Raw genomic sequence first — 17336 nt, forward strand, 5'->3', positions numbered from 1 at the left:
CTTACTTTTGTTTCGGTTTCCGTTTTTTCGCAACATACCAGAGACCGAGGATAGCCAAGGCAGCTCCACCGGCGACCGCATATTTGCTGTAATCCGGACGGCGTTCCGTCACGACGAGTGTCGATAACGGCGCGACCGTGACATGCCGCTCCTCGAGGAGACGTGGTGCCGTCAAATTGACGGTGTGATCTTCGACATGGACCTCGAACTTGCCGGACGGTAGTTTCACCTCGACCGCTTCTTCGAGTCCGTTATGGTATACGAGATGGCGTTCGACGTAACCTTCGACGTGGCGACTCAGTTCAAAGGCGATGACGCCCTCTTCTTCATCGAAGAAACGTAAATGTTTACGAATCTGTTCCGCGTTCTCAAGACGGAACAACGGATATTGTTTGCGCAGGCTGATCAAGCCCTTCACATATTCGACGCTCGGCGTCTCTTGCTCGGCCCGCGTCCAATCCAAACGGTTGACGACCTCCCCCGAATTGAAGCTGTTCTCGTCCCCGTCTTTCGTGCGGAAGAACTCTTGACCGCTATGCAGGAACGGGATGCCTTGACTGAGCAACACAATCGATGTCGCGAGACGATGCCGGCGGCGGCGTGTCGTCTCATCGTCGTCCGGATTCGTAACGGCCAGTTTGTCCCAAAGCGTCAAGTTGTCATGGCACTCGACATAGTTCACGACTTGGTTCGGTTCGTCAGCAAAGCTTTGGCTCGTGACTGCACCGGCAATCCCACGTTTGACGTCCGCCGTCATATCCGCGTTGCCGCTGATCCAACCTGGCAAGTCTTCGATGAACACATCACCACGGACACCGTCGCGAATCGCGTCGTTGAACTGGGCGATGCGCGGCATCTTGTGGGCGTTATGTTGGTTCGCTTTTTTACGGACCGGAAGCGGTGTGTCGAGATCCCAGCCTTCTCCGGTCACGAGAATCGATGGGTCGACGCGATCGAGCGCCTTGCGGACCTGGTTCATCGTCTTGACGTCATGGAGTCCCATCAAATCGAAGCGGAAGCCATCAATCATGAACTCTTTCGCCCAATACGACACACATTCGACGATCAATTTGCGCATCATCGCCCGTTCGGACGCCGTATCGTTCCCGCACGCCGAACCGTCGGCGAGCGTACCGTCCTCGTTCAAGCGGTAATAGTAGTCCGGTACGAACTGTCCGAGCGGCGTCGTCAATGCATCATACGTATGGTTGAACACGACGTCCATGATGACACGGATGCCACGATCGTGAAGTGCTTGAATCATCGCTTTCAACTCGATGATGCGAGCGGCCGGATCATCCGCTGAGGAAGCGTATGAGCCTTCGACGGCAAAATAATGGACCGGGTCATAGCCCCAATTATAATTCGCCTCACTCTCGCGTGACTCATTCACCGAACCGTAATCGAAGAACGGCATGAGTTGGAGATGCGTGACGCCAAGCCCGGTAATATAGTCGAGACCCGTCGGATAACCCGTCGGTGTCTTCGTTCCGACTTCGGTCATCCCGAGGAATTTCCCGCGATGCATGACACCACTGTCCGGATGACTCGTCAAATCACGGACGTGCGCTTCATAGATGACCGCTTCTTGTGACGAGTGGAAGAGCGGACGTTCTTTGACCCAATGGTCTGGGTTGAGCGTAGATGGGTCGAGCAGACACCCGCGCTTCCCATTGACCCCGACGACTTTTGCATACGGGTCGAGCGATTCGATACGCTTCCCAGCTACGACCGCCTCGAACACATAAAACTGACCTTCAAACAAAGCACGATCGAGTTCGATGACCCACGTCCCTTTCTCGGCCCGTTCTAACGACAACCGTTCGAACTTCCGCGCTCGCGGTGTCCGGTATAGTTTTACCGTCATCTCTTCGGCAACCGGTGACCAGACCCGCAACCGGATGAGGTCACTTTTAAACGTCACCCCGAGGTCTTTGCCGTGATATGCCATATGGTCTAAATCTACATTTGTCTGTTGATCGATAGTATGTTCCATCTCTTTCACTCCTTCACTACTTCAAATCTGCTATCATTATAACAAAACCCTTGTAAAGGATGGATGAAACATGGCAAAAGACAATTCTTTTGATATTGTGTCAGAAATGAACCTCGAAGAAGTGAAGAACGCGATTCAAATCGCCGAGAAAGAAATTTTGAACCGTTACGACTTTAAAGGTTCGAAGAGTGAGATGTCACTCGATAACGGCGACCTCGTCCTCGTCTCAGATGACGACTACAAGCTCGAGCAATTGAAAGACGTCATGATCACGAAATTGATTAAACGTGGCGTACCGACGAAAAACCTTGATTATCAAAAAGTAGAACGTGCGCTCGGCGGCACAGTGCGTCAACGCGTCAAATTGAAGAGCGGCATCGATAAAGACGATGCAAAAAAAATTAACAACGCCATCAAAGAATCAAAACTGAAAGTGAAGTCACAAATTCAAGACGATCAAATCCGTGTGACAGCCAAGTCGCGCGATGACCTTCAAGCCGTTATGCAGCTCGTCCGTGAGCTCGAATTGTCCGTCGATGCCCAATTCACAAACTACCGATGAAACTCGCCATCATCAGTGACCCACATGGTTCGTTTGATGATTTGAAAGCCGTGCTCGAGTCGGTCCGCCGCGAGACGGAGCACATCCTTTGCCTCGGCGATCTGTACGAGTGTCATATCGGTAAGAAACGGCGCAACGAGCGCTTCCATGAAGTGTCCGATGTCGTGACGTACGACCCTGACTACGAGGCGCTCCTCACCTTCCCGAGTCTGCGCGGCAATCAAGAGGAACGGATTGACGAGGTACTCGTCGTGTCGCATCCGGTCAAGACACGAATCGCCTTATTACCGGAGCAGACGACGCTCGATGAGGCGCTATTCTTGCATGGACACCAAGTGAAATGGAGTCCGGACTGGGAACCGCTTGTCGAGAAAGGGAAGTATCCGCTCGTCTTTATCGGACACAGCCATATTCCGGGGATTTACCGGAAAGGCCGCTCGATTCCCTGGGAAATCGGACAGCCGTTCGTCCTAAAGAAAAAACGTTACGTCATCAACGTCGGCGCCGTCATCTTCGACCGGGAGTGGTGTCTGTATGACACGAAATCTCGGACGGTCACGCGGATGAAAGCATAAGAGAAGGGACCCCACGAAACGGGTCCCTTTTGTCGTCCTTACATTTCTTCTGGAGCTTGAACACCGATCAAACGGAGTCCTTCCGTCAATACGATCGTCACCGCTTTGACGAGGGCGAGACGTGATTGTTTGCCTGCATCTTCTTCAAGGACACGGACATGACCGTAATACTTGTTGAACGCTTGCGCCAAATCGAGCACGTAACGGCTAATGATCGATGGTTCGCGGCGTTCGTGGGCACGTGTGATGACGTGCGGGAACGCGTTGAGCATCGTCACGACGCCCCACGTGTGGTCGTCGTTTGCGCCAGTGAACGTCGAGCCGTCATAGTTGCCTTTACGAAGGAGCGAGTTCGCACGCGCGTTCGTGTACTGCACGTACGGGCCCGTCTCGCCTTCGAATTTGAGCATGCTATCGAGGTCGAACTCGATGTTGTTGATGCGTTCATTCTTCAAATCGTGGAAGATGACCGCGCCGACACCGACCATGCGTGCCACGTCGTCCGCGTTCGCAAGTTCCGGGTTCTTCTGAGCGATGTTCGCTTGTGCTTTCTCGATTGCTTCTTTGAGCACTTCCTCGAGCAAGACGATGCGACCTTTACGTGTCGACATCTTCTTCCCTTCTTGCAAAATCAAGCCGAACGGCACGTGATGCATGCCATCGACGAAGTCATAGCCGAGCTTGCGCAACACTGAGAACAGTTGTTTGAAGTGAAGCGCCTGCTCGCCGCCGACGACGTAGTTCGCCTGGACGAAGTTGTACGTCTCATGACGATAGACGGCAGCTGCCAAGTCGCGTGTCGCATAAAGCGTCGCGCCGTCTTTCTTTTTGATCAAGCATGGTGGCAAGTTCTCGTCCTCGAGTGAGACGACCATCGCCCCTTCACTTTCGACGAGAAGGTTTTTCTCTTCGAGCATGGCGACGACGCGGTCCATCTTGTCGTTATAGAACGCTTCCCCGTTAAAGCTGTCGAATTCGACACCGAGGAGGTCATATACTTTTTGGAACTCTTCGAGTGATTCTTCGCGGAACCACGTCCAAAGCTCAGTCGCTTCCTCGTTGCCGTCTTCGAGTTTCTTGAACCACGCACGGCCTTCGTCCTCAAGTTCCGGTTGTGTCTTCGCTTCTTCGTGGAAATGGACGTAAAGCTTCAAGAGCTCAGCAATCGGATGTGCCCGGACCGCTTCCTCGTCGCCCCATTTTTTATAGGCGACCATCAGTTTACCGAACTGTGTGCCCCAATCCCCGAGGTGGTTGATGCCGACGACGTCATAGCCGTTTTTACGGGCGATTTGGTTGATGGCATTCCCGATCACCGTTGAACGAAGGTGTCCCATCGAGAACGGTTTGGCGATGTTCGGTGACGAGAAATCGGTGACGATTGTCTCGTTGCGTGTCGCATGCGTCGCATAGTCCGCTTGTTCATCGAGCACCGTGTTGATGATTTCTTGTGAGACGACGTCACGGCTCAAGAAGACGTTCACATACGGGCCGGCCGCCTCGACTTTCGTGAACAACTCGTCGTTCAAGTCGTTTGCGATATCCGTCGCGATCATGACCGGTGCTTTACGATAGGCTTTCGCAAGTTGGAAACACGGGAAAGCAAGGTCCCCGTGTGCCTCATGTTTCGGTTTTTCAATCAATGCTTCAATCTGGTCGAGCGTCAACTCGTCCCCGATGACACGGGACAAGGCTTCCGCATATTTGCGTTCATAACTCATTCTAATTCCTCCTTATCATTTGTTCATAAAAAAAACGCCCTTTGCACAGATGCAAAGAGACGGGATGGCCCGCGGTACCACTCTTCTTGCCTGCTTGACGCAGACCGCTTTATCGGTGATAACGGGGGTCCCCCGGCTACGCCTACTCAAGTTCGGATAGCATCTCAAAAGTGCGTTTCGCGATGTTTGTCAGCCTAGGCTCTCACCAATCCCTAGGTCGCTTTGTTGACGGAACGATCGTTACTCTCTTTTTCATCGACTTTCGTCTATGTGGTTGAAAAGCAATTTCATTATAGAGGATATTTCATATAGACTCAATGCTAGAATTCCGCCATTATGATGGATAGGCAGGACTCAGGCGTGATTGTGCCGAATCTCCTACCATACATAATTGAATTTTTCCCACATAGGAGGGAACCATGAACCATTTCCGCAAGATGTCCGTCCTTGGTTGGAGTATTTGGAGTATGCTATTCGGTTTGACGCTCATCTTGTTCGCTACAGGCGTATTGAACATGCCGGCCATCGAGCCGTTACCGTTCATCTTGATCGCGTTGCTCGTCATTATTTTTCAAATGGACTCCATTGAACGGAAAGGCGTCTACTTTACCTTTTCAGAAAGTATCGTCTTAATTATTTTTTTATTCTTTGATTTTGAGACAGCGCTGTTCGTCAATCAGATTGGACTACTCGTCTTCCAGTTCGTCAACTTGAAACCGCGCGTCGCGCTTCGACGGTTCCGTTTTACGTATCCGTGGAATGCCATCACGTCATTTTTGGAAATCGCCATCCCGGCCAGTGTCTACTTGGCACTTGGTGGTGTGACCGGTCTCGGATTCTATTCCCAAGACTCGTTCCTTCCGCTTGCCGGTTTGATTATTGCCATCATTTTGAACACGGTCGTCCAAAAGTATCAAGTCGGCTGGTGGTTCCGCGTCGACATCCCGGTCCGTGACTTTTTAAGCATCGCGTTTTACACGTATATCGTCAGTCTCGTCTTCATTTTGGCGGCCTCGCTCTTCCGAGAGACGAACTTGCTCGTCGTCAGCAGTATCGCCGCCGCACTCACGTTCTTTATTAAGCGACTCATCATTCAAAAAGGTCGACAAGACGCCTTCAAATCGTTGATTGAACAATATGATGAAGCAAAAGAAGCCGTATCGCTATCGCAAAGCGAGGCACAAGCCATCGAAGTGTTCCTCAGTCAATGTGAGCGACTCAACGAGTACGATGAAGGGTACGTCGAGTTCAAACTGTTTGATCGCACACTTTACTTTGATTTGAAGACGCGCCAGCCGATCGATCGCCATGTCGTCTTTGAATTACTCGATGCAACCTATCCGAACGAAGCCTCGGTCGAGTACGAGATGCGCTTCGAATGGGACGCCCCGCTGTCGAACGAATTTAATGAAGACTATCATAGCTTCATCTCGGTCCGTTCCGAGGAAATCGAAGGAATCCGCACGTGGATTGTGATGACGGGCGAGCACGTCTATGGCTATCCGCCCATCATTCAACGCGAGATTGTCAAACTGCTCAAGTCGTTCAATCGGACGATCAGTCGTTGTCATGAACGCGACCGCCTCTATACCGAGAGCCGGACGGACAGCTTGACGCTGCTTGCCAATGCGCGGGCTTTTTATGAATACGGGATTCAACAGATCTCGGACGGCTCGATGTATCCGATTTCCGTCGCGATGCTCGATATCGACTTCTTCAAAAAAATCAACGACACGCACGGACACCAAGTCGGAGACAGTGTACTCCAAGAGTTCGGCCGCCGCATCCGGCAAGTGCTCCGCACCGATGATTTCGCAGCCCGTTATGGCGGCGAGGAGTTCATCTTGCTGTTGAACCGGTGCGATGTCGAAGCAGCCGTCGAGATTGCCGAGCGCATCCGCCAACAAATCGAGACGAAACCGTTCCACGTCGACGGAATCGACATCTCCGTGACCGCCTCGATCGGGGTCGATACGATTCAAGCGTTCGGGGACAAACGTCTCGACGATACGATCCGCAACGCCGACCGGGCACTCTACGTCGGCGGGAAGTACGCCGGACGCAACCGCGTCGCCCATTATAATTTCTTGACGTCCTGACTCGCCCCCACGTTCACCACGTGGGGGTTTGCTATTGACAAGCAGATTTGAAACAGGTACGTTAGGGAACGTGTCTTATAACTAAATATCACAACTTTTTTATCAAGAGAGACTGAGGGACTGGCCCGATGACGTCTCGGCAGCGGGTAACCTGTGCCAAATCCAGCGAGCGGTCTGCTCGAAAGATGAAAAAAGTGTTTCTTGTCGAGAGAGCCTTTTTTCAGAAGGCTCTCTTTTTATTTTTATGAATGAGGTGAATCGATTGGAACAACCAACAGCTAACAAATGGGCGCTCTTGCCCTTACTCGTCTTCCTCGTCTTCTTTATCGGGGCAGGCATCTACTATGACGACTTTTATAAATTCCCCGCCTTGATCGCGGCCTTGATTGCCGTCATCGTCGCGGCGATGATGACGAAAGGGAGCGTCACCCAGACGGTCGAACGCGTCGCCCAAGGTGCCGGGAACCCGAGCATCCTCATCATGGTGTTCATCTTCTTGCTCGCCGGTGCGTTTTCAAGCGTCGCCGAAGCAATCGGTGCGATTGACGCGACCGTCAATGCGGCATTGACGTTACTACCGCCCTCGCTCCTATTGAGCGGCCTATTCGTCATCGCAGCCTTCATCTCGATGGCGATGGGTACGTCGACCGGGACGATCGCCGCACTGGCGCCGATCGCTCTCGGCATCCATGAGGAGAGCGGCGTCAATATCGCTATCGCGGCGGCAGCCGTCGTCGGGGGTGCCATGTTCGGGGATAACTTGTCGTTCATTTCAGACACGACGATCGCAGCCGTCCGCACCCAGCGGACGAACATGCGCGACAAGTTCCGGACCAACTTTTGGATCGTCTTGCCGGCAGCCGTCATCACAACGATTTTACTCGCTGCCCTATCGAGCGGAGAATCGACCATCGAGCCGGCGGCGTTTGAATGGTATAAGTTGATTCCGTATCTAGCGGTTATCGTGCTCGCTTTGACGGGAATGAACGTCATCCTTGTCTTGCTCGGCGGCATCGCCCTGACCGGCATCATCGGTCTATTGGATGGCAGTCTAGCCGTCACCACGTACGTCACCGCCATGGCGGACGGCATGATGGGCATGGCCGAGATTTCACTCCTGACATTGCTCATGGGTGGGCTCGTCGGACTCATCTCGCACAACGGCGGACTCACGTACTTGCGTGACGCGCTCACGTCCCGAATTAAAAGACGGGCCGGCGCGGAGTGGAGCATCGCCGGGCTCGTCAGTGCGACAAACGTCGCGACGGCGAACAACACGATTTCGATTCTCGTGGCTGGTCCGCTCGCCGCGAACATCGCCGACGATTATGACATCGAACGTAAAAAGTCTGCGAGTGTACTCGATATCTTCTCGTGTGGGGTCCAAGGTCTGTTGCCTTACGGGGCACAGCTTCTCATTGCGGCCGAACTGACGAACACAGCGTCGCCGGCGCTCGTGCCGTATATGTTCTATCCGTTCTTGTTGTTCATTTGCGGAGGATTGGCCATCGCCTTCAACTTCCCGCGTTTCAAAAAACGCGCTTAACGAAAACGACCTTGTGAAGCAGTCGCTTCACAAGGTCGTTTGTCGTTTCGCTTCAAGTTCACGTTTCAGCTGCTCGTTACGTTTTCTGAAGGCACGCCGTTTGAGCAGTTCTTCGAGTCCGCGGCTGATTACCCACAAAACGAACAGCAACAGGACGAGCATCGATAATCGGAACGGGCTTTGAATAAACTCTTCCCACTGGTCACCGATGACAGAGAAAATCAAGACGACGAGCAACTTCCCAAACCCGGCCGCCATAATGAACGTCCGGAGCGGCATTTGGATGAGGGCGAGTAAATACGTAATCAAACTGACCGGAATGAACGGGAGCGAGTAAAGAAACCCGAGCGAGACCGGACTCATATGATTGATGCGTTCGAGCCAATAGACGCCTTGTTTATGCCTCTCGAGCCATCGCGTCATCGGCTTTCGAAAGACGTAGCGAACAGCTGCAAACACAAGAATCGTCCCGAGCAAGCTTCCGACCCACGACAATAACGTCCCGAGCCAAAAACCGTACGTTGCTGCGTTCGCCGAGATGATGAGGACGAGCGGGAGAAATGGAAAGATGGCTTCCAGGAAAGGTGCCCCGAGTCCTGCCCAAGGTCCGCCCGGAAGTCCTTGTAGCCATTCAATCAAGTTTAAAATATATTGTTGGAGTGATGTCAGCATGTCAGTTTCCACCTTCAACTTTCGTTATTCCCTTTTTACCCGATTTCGCTCAGGAAGACGCATCCCCCTGCCCACCGCCGTAAAAAATTAAAAAGTATTTGCGAAATTCCGCTGTGATATCTATCATATAATATGGACTTGTGGTTGCAGGCAAGTCCGTTCGTCGAACGACACAACCCAACGTTCGTTTTCCTGCAAAAAACTGAACACAGGGGAGTAACACACATGGAAACAAAACCAATGCGGGTCTTGCTGTACTATAAGTACGTCAATATCGAAGACCCAGAAACGCTCACACAAGAGCACCTCAAGTATTGCAAGGACCTCGGTATCAAAGGACGCATCTTGATTTCTTCCGAAGGAATCAACGGGACGTGCTCTGGGACTTGGGAACAGACCGAGCAGTACATGAACGACTTGAAAGCGAACCCGCTATTCAGCGACATCGAGTTCAAAATCGATGAAGTCGAAGAGCATGCGTTCTCGAAAATTTTTGTCCGTCATAAGAAAGAGCTTGTGACGTGGCGCTTTGATGGTGAGTTCGACGTGCCTAAACAGCACGGTGCATACCTCGAACCGGCAGAATGGAAAGAGATGATGAATCGCGACGATGTCGTCATCCTCGACGTTCGTAACAACTACGAGTACGATCTTGGTCACTTTAAAAACGCGATCAAAATCGATGTAGAGGCTTCTCGTTACATGCCAGATTGGCTCGAAGAGAACAAGGACCTCTACGAAGGGAAAACGTTACTCACGTACTGTACCGGAGGCGTCCGTTGCGAGAAATTTACCGCATATATGCGTGACCAAGGTCACGACAACATTTTCCACCTTAAAGGCGGCGTCGCCATGTACGGCAAAGACGAAGCCACGAAAGGCGAAGACTGGGAAGGTGAGCTTTACGTCTTTGACGAGCGCATCAACGTCCCGGTCAACACGGTCAACCCGTCCGTTGTTTCGGAGTGCATGCACTGCGGAACGAAGACGGTCCGCTACGTTAATTGTGCCAACCCGGTGTGTAATGCCCAACACTTCTGTTGTGAAGAGTGTGAACCGAAACAAATGCGTTCATGCTCGAAAGAGTGCCAGGAGCATCCACGTAACCGCTATATCATCGAGAATATCGCGGACAAACTTCAGGAGACTGAAGGCGTCGTCGGGTAACAAAAATCGACCAGAAAGCACTTCGAGCCTACGCTCGAGGTGCTTTTTTGACAGAAACTTTACGTCTAGCCAATGACAGAATCGGGTATAGTGTAGATACCATTGTCAGACAGGAAGTGAATCGATTGCTCTTTAACGAACCTTTACTCGCCGCCTTGCTCGCTTGGTTCATCGCACAAGCAGCCAAGCTCGTAACCGAACTCATTAAAACACGAGATTTTGAATTAGAAATCATGTTTGCCTCGGGTGGGATGCCAAGTTCCCACTCTTCGACCGTCGTCGCCTTAGCGACCGTCATCGGTCGAATCGAAGGGCTCGATTCCAGCATGTTCGCGCTCGCCTTGATTTTTGCGACGATCGTCATGTACGATGCGACCGGCGTTCGTCAGGCGGTCGGATTCCAGGCCCGCTTGTTGAACGACTACTTCAAAGGAATCAAGCACGAGACGCCCATCTTAAATGAGCTGGTCGGTCATACCCCGTTCCAAGTCATCGTCGGGGCTTTACTCGGTCTCGTGGTCGGACTGTTTTTCCCAATTTAATGTGAATGATGCAGGCATGTCGTTCCCCCCTTCTAAAAACTCACCATCTTTTTGTGAACTTTCACAACAGAGACGGTATAGTGAGAGAGAGGAGGAATCGACATGCCTTTTTTGCAGAAATCTTATGAGTCGCTCGATACGCTCGCCGAAGCAATCGGACAAGCGATTCGGGCCCCCATCACGATTGAAAATCGACACCATCAGTTGCTGGCCTATAGCACCCACCCCGACTCGACCGACCCGGCACGAATCGCGACGATTATCGGCCGCCGTGTCCCGGAAGCAGTCATCGAAGACTTATGGGAAAGTGGCATCCTTCAAGAAGTGATCGACCGCGACGAACCGGTCGTCATCCCGGCCCGCATGGCCGTCGGTCTCGGTGAGCGGGCGGCCGTCGTCATCAAGCAACAAGGTGACGTGCTCGGTTACATTTGGAGCCTGGCCCGAACGACGCCGTTCTCAGAACAAGAACTCACCGTCCTACAAGAAGGGGCGAACATCGCCAAAAAATTGCTGATGACCATCGCGATGCACGAACGGCGCATCGACGCCGAATTGGAACGTTTCTTTTTAGAAGTGCTGGCCACTCCCGTCTTATCGCCATCCCACCGCGATCGCTTGAATGAGCTCGCACCGATTGCCGTCGCCAGCCGCCTCACCGTGATTGAATGTGCCCAGCCGGTCACCCCGCAACTGGCGGAACGACTGTTTTATGTATTGGCGACCCAGCAAGCGATTGAAGTCGTCCTGCACGCGATCGATGGCCAGCAGTTACTCGTCTGGCATTATATGAAATCGGACTTGGCCGAGGAAGAAACGGCGCTCTTGCAGTGGGCCGACCGCTTTGAAACGCAGCTCCGAGACAAGTTCATTGAAGCGGAGCCGCGCCTTGGCATCAGTCGACGCTTTTTTGAGAGCGACATGCTCTATGCGGCGATGGAAGAAGCACGACGCGTCACGTCGCTTCGCCGAAAGTTCCCGTATGAGCTTGCGACATCGCGCACGTTCGAACAGATCGGAATTTATCAGCTCGTACCCGATTTGGCCCGACGCATCGGGCTTCGTCTCGAGACGCATCCGACCATCGAGCGCCTACAGGCGTATGACGTCACGCATCATACCGAGCTCGTCACGACGCTCGAATGGTATTTCTATTTTGATGGGAACGTCAAGCGTGTCGCCGCTCATCTTCACATCCATCCGAACACCGTGCTCTACCGGATTCGGCGGATTGAAGAACTGACGAACATCACACAAGTCTCGCTCCCTGAACGGGCCGCCGTTTATCTCGCCATTAAGGCCGGTCAATACCGCCAAGACGATTAACGCCTACTTTGTGTTTTTTCACAAAGTGGGCGTTATCACTTTTAGAATCCATGCTAAAGACAGCGTTTTCGGATGGGTCTATACTAGAGGTGTGAACAAATTGTGTCAGTAGAGAAAGGGGAACTTTACATGAAAATCGGGGTATTGAAAGAGATTAAAAACAACGAAAACCGCGTCGCCTTGACGCCGATGGGTGCAGCTGTATTAACTGAACTTGGACACGAGGTCCTCGTCGAGACGGAAGCGGGCGTCGGTAGCGGCTTCACAAATATGGAGTATGTCGATGCGGGGGCAACAATCGTCGACACCGCTGCGGACGTTTGGGGAAACGTGGAATTGGCGTTGAAAGTAAAGGAACCGCAACCATCGGAATATCGTTATTTCCGTCCTGACTTGACCCTTTTCACTTACTTGCATTTGGCGGCCGAACCAGAACTCACGAAAGCACTCGTCGATTCTGGTGTGACGGCCATCGCCTATGAGACGGTCGAGATTGACCGCACATTGCCGCTCCTCACACCGATGAGCGAAGTGGCCGGACGGATGGCTGCTCAAATCGGCGCCCAAATCCTTGAAAAACCGCACGGTGGAAAAGGGATTCTCTTGTCTGGCCTGCCAGGCGTACCACGTGCGAACGTCACCGTCATCGGGGGCGGTGTCGTCGGGATGAATGCCGCCCGCATCGCGATTGGTCTTGGTGCCAACGTCACGATTATGGACATTAGCCCGGCTCGTCTGCGCCAAATCGATGATCAGTTCGGCAACACAATCAACACACTCATCTCAAACAGCTACAACATCGCCAAACAAGTCGCTGAAAGTGACCTTGTCATCGGTGCCGTCCTCATTCCAGGCGCGAAAGCACCGAAGCTCGTCACGAAAGAAATGGTCCAACAGATGTCACCAGGTTCGGTCATCGTCGATGTCGCCATCGACCAAGGCGGAATCTGCGAAACCATCGACCATATCACGACGCATGACGCGCCGACGTACGAGCGTTACGGGGTTCAACACTATGCCGTCGCCAACATGCCAGGTGCCGTCCCACGCACGTCGACACTCGGTTTGACGAACGCAACGATGCCGTATATCGTCGAGTGCGCACAAAAAGGGATTTTCCCGGCACTCCGCGAGAACGCAGCCTTGCTAAAAGGATTGAACGTCATCGACGGGACGGTCACGTATGAAGCCGTCGCCCGCGACCTCGGCTACACGTTCGTCGCTCCAGCCGAAGCCATCACGAAGCAACTACAAGCGTAAACGTAAATCCGCCAGCAACGATGCTGGCGGATTTTTTGATGTCGGCACTCTATAAAAAAACGCTCGAACCGATCGGTTCGAGCGTTTGCGTGCTTATGCGTTCTCGACGGCGATGTCCTCACCGATGATTTTCACTTCTGGTTCAAGCTCAATCTCGAACTTCTCCTTCACCGTCGCCTGGACGTGACGGATGAGCGAGATGTACTCAGTCGCTGTCGCTTCATCGATATTGACGATGAATCCGGCATGTTTGAGTGAGACTTCCGCTCCACCGATCCGCTTCCCTTGCAGGCCACAGTCTTGAATCAATTTGCCGGCGAAGTAGCCCGGTGGTCGTTTGAAGACGCTACCGCATGATGGATACTCGAGCGGTTGCTTCGACTCGCGCTTGTACGTCAAGTCGTCCATGACGTCTTTGATCGCTTCATAGCCGAGCGGTTCGAGTTCAAACGTCGCTTCGAGCACAATCAACCCGTCTTTCGAAATCCGGCTCGTCCGGTAGTCGAGATCGAGTTCGTCTTTCGTAAGTGTCATGAGCTGCCCTTCAGGCGACAATACGACCGCACTCGTGATAACGTCTTTCGTTTCTCCACCGTAGGCGCCTGCGTTCATATACACCGCGCCACCGACCGTTCCCGGGATGCCACAGGCAAATTCTAAGCCAGATAACTCTTCGGTCAACGCTTGACGTGAGACGTCGATGATGGCCGCACCGGCTTGGGCGATCAGTTGATTCCCGTCTCGACGAATCGTTTTCAGTTCGTTCAAGTTTAAGACGATGCCACGAAGGCCTCCGTCACGGACAATCAAGTTCGACCCGAACCCGAGAATCATGAATGGGACGCTCTCGCGATGGGCGAGCTCAAGCACGGCTTGAACTTCTTCATACGTGTGCGGGGCCACGAAATAATCGGCCTGCCCACCTAATTTTGTATACGTGTGTGCCGACAGCGGCTCATCTTGCTTCACGCGATCGGCCGGAATGATAGTGAGTAGTTGATTTAAAAAGCTCATGCGTTGCCTCAATCCTTTACGTTCAATTTTAAAGCATGCCTCGGTTCGTCAAGAGAGAGGCAGGCACGTCACTGAATGATTTCAGTACGAAACACAGTATACAAATCTTTGACAGGGGTGACAAGCAACGTTTTCTTTACAATGAAGGAATTGGTTTATAACAATAATGATGTAGCAACGGCTACGACGATAGGAATTGTAAAGTTATCCCAATCTCGATATGAAATTGCTTCTGTGAGTGTGGCAATGATTGAAATAATGAATCCATATGTTACCACTTGCCAAAGTGGAATATCATCCCACAAAAATAATAAAAAGAGGACGGCATACGAGCTGAGGAACATGGCCATGCTACCTTGGAACGAGCGCTTCTGTCCGTATAAATCATAGGTCACTGTCCCGTACTTCCGACCGATGAGCGCGGCCAGGCCATCGCCCCACGCCAAGACGAGCGATCCTGCCAAAAAGGCGAGCGGCTCTGATTCAAAGAAGAAGAACAGGATGACGAGCAAGGCGATCGGATAATAGACGGTGCCGAGCGATTTACGTTCCGTCTGATGAACCGGTGACGGACTCTTATAAAGAAGGAACGCGTTCGCGAACGTGAAAAAGACGAGCGGCACGGCGGCGACGTACCAAGTTTCCATTAACCAAACTGCAAGCAGCGACCAATGGCCGACCGCGATATGTACACTTTTACGAATTGTCTCATCCGTCCAGCCGAGGCGTTTGCCAATCTGTTCAAGACCGACGAGAAACACCAGGACAATGACGATGGACAGGATGGAACTGACCCATTCATTCATCTTTGAACCACCTTTATCTACATTTTTTGTACGTTTTCATTATACCTTAATCAAGCGATAGCCTAGCTTCCTTTTCAAACATTTGGTAGAATGAGGTCAAATGACTGTATAGCCAACGAACGAAGGCGGCTATAGAAAGGATGCCTGTATGCGCGACGCAATTTCGATTCAAACTTTGGCTGATTGCCTTCACTATATGCGGGTTGGCGACGTTGACCGGGCCATCTCACTCTTCCCTGAGGACGTACGCGAGCATTTCCCGAAAGAACTTCGCAAAATCCACTTGTTTCATATTGAAAAGAACGGGCTGTCAATCAATCAAATCGTCGCTTTGGCGAACACGTTGACCGGAGAGCATTTGTCCGCTACCACGATTCAAAACTGGACGAAGCGAGAAGTCCGTAAAATCATCGGGGTTCCCCGGGTCGGAAAGAAATACTCGCTCCAACAAGCGGCCATCATTTATTTGCTGGATGATTTGAAGCACTTGTTCTCACTTGAAGAGACGAGTTCTCTCCTCGCACTCATCTTCAACAATCCTGACCGCGACGAGGACGACCTCATCTCGCCCATCGACTTTTATCGCCTCTACGCCGAGTACGCCAAGTCGACGAGCCCGATCGAGCTCCTCGACACGCGTGCGAAGCGCTCGATCGAAAAGATGGGGGTCACCCACCCGAACATCTTACACGTCCTCAAACTCTGTCTATACGCCCATCGCGTGACGACACTCGAGATCGAGGCAAAACACTATTTGAACCGCTTCATTTGACCTTCGTCGAATGAGGCTTTTTTTCAGAAAAAAACACCAGTCGCAGTGACTGGTGTTCGTCATATTCGTTACACCGATACCGCGATTGGCATCCGTGATTTGACTGTCAACGTTTTAAGGACAGACAACAACTCGAACATCGAGAGTTGGTCGGCCTCTTTCGTCAGGCAGAAGCAATCATCGTCTTGTTTGCGGAGTTCCGCCACAAGCTTACCTGCTTTGTCTCGAACGCTGAACTTGTAACGCTCGACATCGTATTGAATCGTATAGAGACCGCGTTCGTAGACGTTGTACTCACACTTTTTCCCGAATAACGAGAATTTGTCCTTCAACTGACCAATCGCTTGTCCATCGTGGTTCATGACGACCCACTTCTGACAGTTCGGGATATATTTCCCGTGAGCGATTTGACGGCCTGACAAGTTGTGCACTTGAACACTGCCCTCCGCGTCGCGGTGAACAGATCCGATCGCATCATTTGTCTCGTCATAAATGGTCGCTTCTCCTTGCGTAAAGACGCAACCTTTTACATAAATTAATTTGCGCACCGCTTTTCCTCCTAATACGTTCCAACCGTTGATTTGTGTGTGTTTGGTTGGTATTTCTATGAAACCCCCAAATTGGTACTGCGCGTCGCTTTTTCTCGTTTCAGCGACTACATATTTCATATGACGAAGATGATTATTGCACCTATTCGTGAAAAAGACAACCCCTTTTTCTTCGACACAATCCGCCATTCTGTCAAACTTGTGAACACGCCTGATATTATCGCTTGAAACCGGCCTGTTTCAACATCTCTTCGAGCTCCGTTCTTGCAATCAGACGAACTTGATTTGGCTCCGCCAATTCGTATGCACTATCGGTATAAGAGGAGTTCGTCACGACCCAACCTTCGTTCACCCCATAGTATGGAACGGAGGCTGCGACTTGTTGGACTGCCTCAAGCCCGACCGCTTTTTCATAGCGTTTCGCTTGGACCGCGATTGACCATCCGTCCTCCGCTTCAAGGAGCAGATCCGCCCCGAAGTCACGCGACGCCGGCGTCACCGTCACCGTGTAACCGAGTGCGGTGAACACTTCTTCTAAAAACAATTCAAATTCACGACCGTCCATCCGATCGATGCGGTGAATCGTCGACAGACGCATGCGCCAGATGAGCCAGAGCAGGCCGATTCCTAAACACGCGACGATACTCCATATCGGCGCATCTCCCCACCATAATCCGATGGCGATCAACAAGCTGAGCCCCATTCCCTTCACATCTATCGTCCTCTCTAT

At 52.0% G+C, this 17336-nt stretch carries 16 protein-coding genes, 1 riboswitch and 1 other annotated feature; of the genes, 9 read left to right on the forward strand and 7 right to left on the reverse strand.

What is annotated here, in order from left to right; translation table 11 throughout:
- Position 1: 1 nt before the first annotated feature.
- Complete coding sequence (gene pulA, locus KNP82_RS09325; RefSeq protein WP_214827689.1) at positions 2–1996, reverse strand: type I pullulanase; 1995 nt, start codon at positions 1994–1996, stop codon at positions 2–4.
- A gap of 70 nt (positions 1997–2066) precedes the next feature.
- Between pulA and KNP82_RS09330 the strand changes: the two genes are divergently transcribed.
- Positions 2067–2558: a YajQ family cyclic di-GMP-binding protein gene (locus KNP82_RS09330; protein WP_021068146.1), complete on the forward strand. Its 492-nt coding sequence runs from the start codon at positions 2067–2069 to the stop codon at positions 2556–2558.
- Entirely contained in the window at positions 2555–3133 is a 579-nt protein-coding gene (locus KNP82_RS09335; protein WP_029596246.1) for a metallophosphoesterase family protein, read from the forward strand. Before KNP82_RS09330 ends, KNP82_RS09335 begins: the two co-directional genes overlap by 4 nt.
- Positions 3134–3171: 38 nt before the next feature.
- Here KNP82_RS09335 and argS read toward each other — a convergent pair whose 3' ends face one another.
- A complete protein-coding gene (gene argS / locus KNP82_RS09340) occupies positions 3172–4854 on the reverse strand; it encodes an arginine--tRNA ligase (RefSeq protein WP_214827691.1) in 1683 nt (560 codons plus the stop codon).
- A gap of 52 nt (positions 4855–4906) precedes the next feature.
- Positions 4907–5119 (reverse strand) — a binding site (T-box leader).
- 154 nt (positions 5120–5273) lie between these two features.
- Here argS and KNP82_RS09345 point away from each other — a divergent pair.
- Together KNP82_RS09345 and KNP82_RS09350 are read left to right on the forward strand one after the other, a co-directional pair.
- The gene (locus tag KNP82_RS09345; protein WP_251128704.1) at positions 5274–6953 is read left to right on the forward strand and encodes a GGDEF domain-containing protein; all 1680 of its coding nucleotides are present in this window, start codon (positions 5274–5276) and stop codon (positions 6951–6953) included.
- A gap of 96 nt (positions 6954–7049) precedes the next feature.
- Positions 7050–7145, forward strand: a riboswitch (SAM riboswitch).
- A 52-nt stretch (positions 7146–7197) separates the two neighbouring features.
- Complete coding sequence (locus tag KNP82_RS09350) at positions 7198–8499, forward strand: Na+/H+ antiporter NhaC family protein (protein ID WP_214827693.1); 1302 nt, start codon at positions 7198–7200, stop codon at positions 8497–8499.
- A gap of 27 nt (positions 8500–8526) precedes the next feature.
- On the opposite strand, the gene KNP82_RS09355 is transcribed toward KNP82_RS09350, so the two are convergent.
- Positions 8527–9171 (reverse strand): TVP38/TMEM64 family protein, encoded by a 645-nt coding sequence (locus tag KNP82_RS09355; RefSeq protein ID WP_021068141.1) that lies wholly within the window; start codon positions 9169–9171, stop codon positions 8527–8529.
- A gap of 225 nt (positions 9172–9396) precedes the next feature.
- Between KNP82_RS09355 and trhO the strand changes: the two genes are divergently transcribed.
- The 4 genes from trhO (at position 9397) to ald (ending at position 13466) form a co-directional block, all read left to right on the forward strand.
- Entirely contained in the window at positions 9397–10338 is a 942-nt protein-coding gene (trhO, locus tag KNP82_RS09360) for an oxygen-dependent tRNA uridine(34) hydroxylase TrhO (RefSeq protein WP_034804313.1), read from the forward strand.
- 116 nt (positions 10339–10454) lie between these two features.
- Positions 10455–10880, forward strand: coding sequence for a divergent PAP2 family protein (locus tag KNP82_RS09365; protein WP_029596250.1), 426 nt, complete (start codon positions 10455–10457; stop codon positions 10878–10880).
- Positions 10881–10982: 102 nt separating this feature from the next.
- Positions 10983–12206, forward strand: a complete 1224-nt coding sequence (locus KNP82_RS09370) for a PucR family transcriptional regulator (RefSeq protein WP_021068138.1) — start codon at positions 10983–10985, stop codon at positions 12204–12206.
- A 129-nt stretch (positions 12207–12335) separates the two neighbouring features.
- Positions 12336–13466, forward strand: coding sequence for an alanine dehydrogenase (gene ald / locus KNP82_RS09375; protein ID WP_021068137.1), 1131 nt, complete (start codon positions 12336–12338; stop codon positions 13464–13466).
- Positions 13467–13559: 93 nt separating this feature from the next.
- Here ald and murB read toward each other — a convergent pair whose 3' ends face one another.
- Positions 13560–14480, reverse strand: coding sequence for a UDP-N-acetylmuramate dehydrogenase (gene murB / locus KNP82_RS09380; protein ID WP_021068136.1), 921 nt, complete (start codon positions 14478–14480; stop codon positions 13560–13562).
- A 155-nt stretch (positions 14481–14635) separates the two neighbouring features.
- The gene (locus KNP82_RS09385) at positions 14636–15286 is read right to left on the reverse strand and encodes a diacylglycerol/polyprenol kinase family protein (protein WP_029596251.1); all 651 of its coding nucleotides are present in this window, start codon (positions 15284–15286) and stop codon (positions 14636–14638) included.
- A gap of 148 nt (positions 15287–15434) precedes the next feature.
- Between KNP82_RS09385 and KNP82_RS09390 the strand changes: the two genes are divergently transcribed.
- Entirely contained in the window at positions 15435–16058 is a 624-nt protein-coding gene (locus KNP82_RS09390) for a DUF1836 domain-containing protein (RefSeq protein ID WP_029596252.1), read from the forward strand.
- Positions 16059–16126: 68 nt separating this feature from the next.
- Here KNP82_RS09390 and KNP82_RS09395 read toward each other — a convergent pair whose 3' ends face one another.
- Positions 16127–16606 (reverse strand): LURP-one-related family protein, encoded by a 480-nt coding sequence (locus KNP82_RS09395; RefSeq protein ID WP_021068133.1) that lies wholly within the window; start codon positions 16604–16606, stop codon positions 16127–16129.
- A 217-nt stretch (positions 16607–16823) separates the two neighbouring features.
- Complete coding sequence (locus KNP82_RS09400; RefSeq protein ID WP_021068132.1) at positions 16824–17309, reverse strand: restriction endonuclease; 486 nt, start codon at positions 17307–17309, stop codon at positions 16824–16826.
- Positions 17310–17336 lie beyond the last annotated feature (27 nt).

Origin of the sequence: Exiguobacterium sp. s26, from assembly GCF_018618235.1 — a bacterium.
Taxonomy (GTDB): domain Bacteria; phylum Bacillota; class Bacilli; order Exiguobacteriales; family Exiguobacteriaceae; genus Exiguobacterium; species Exiguobacterium chiriqhucha.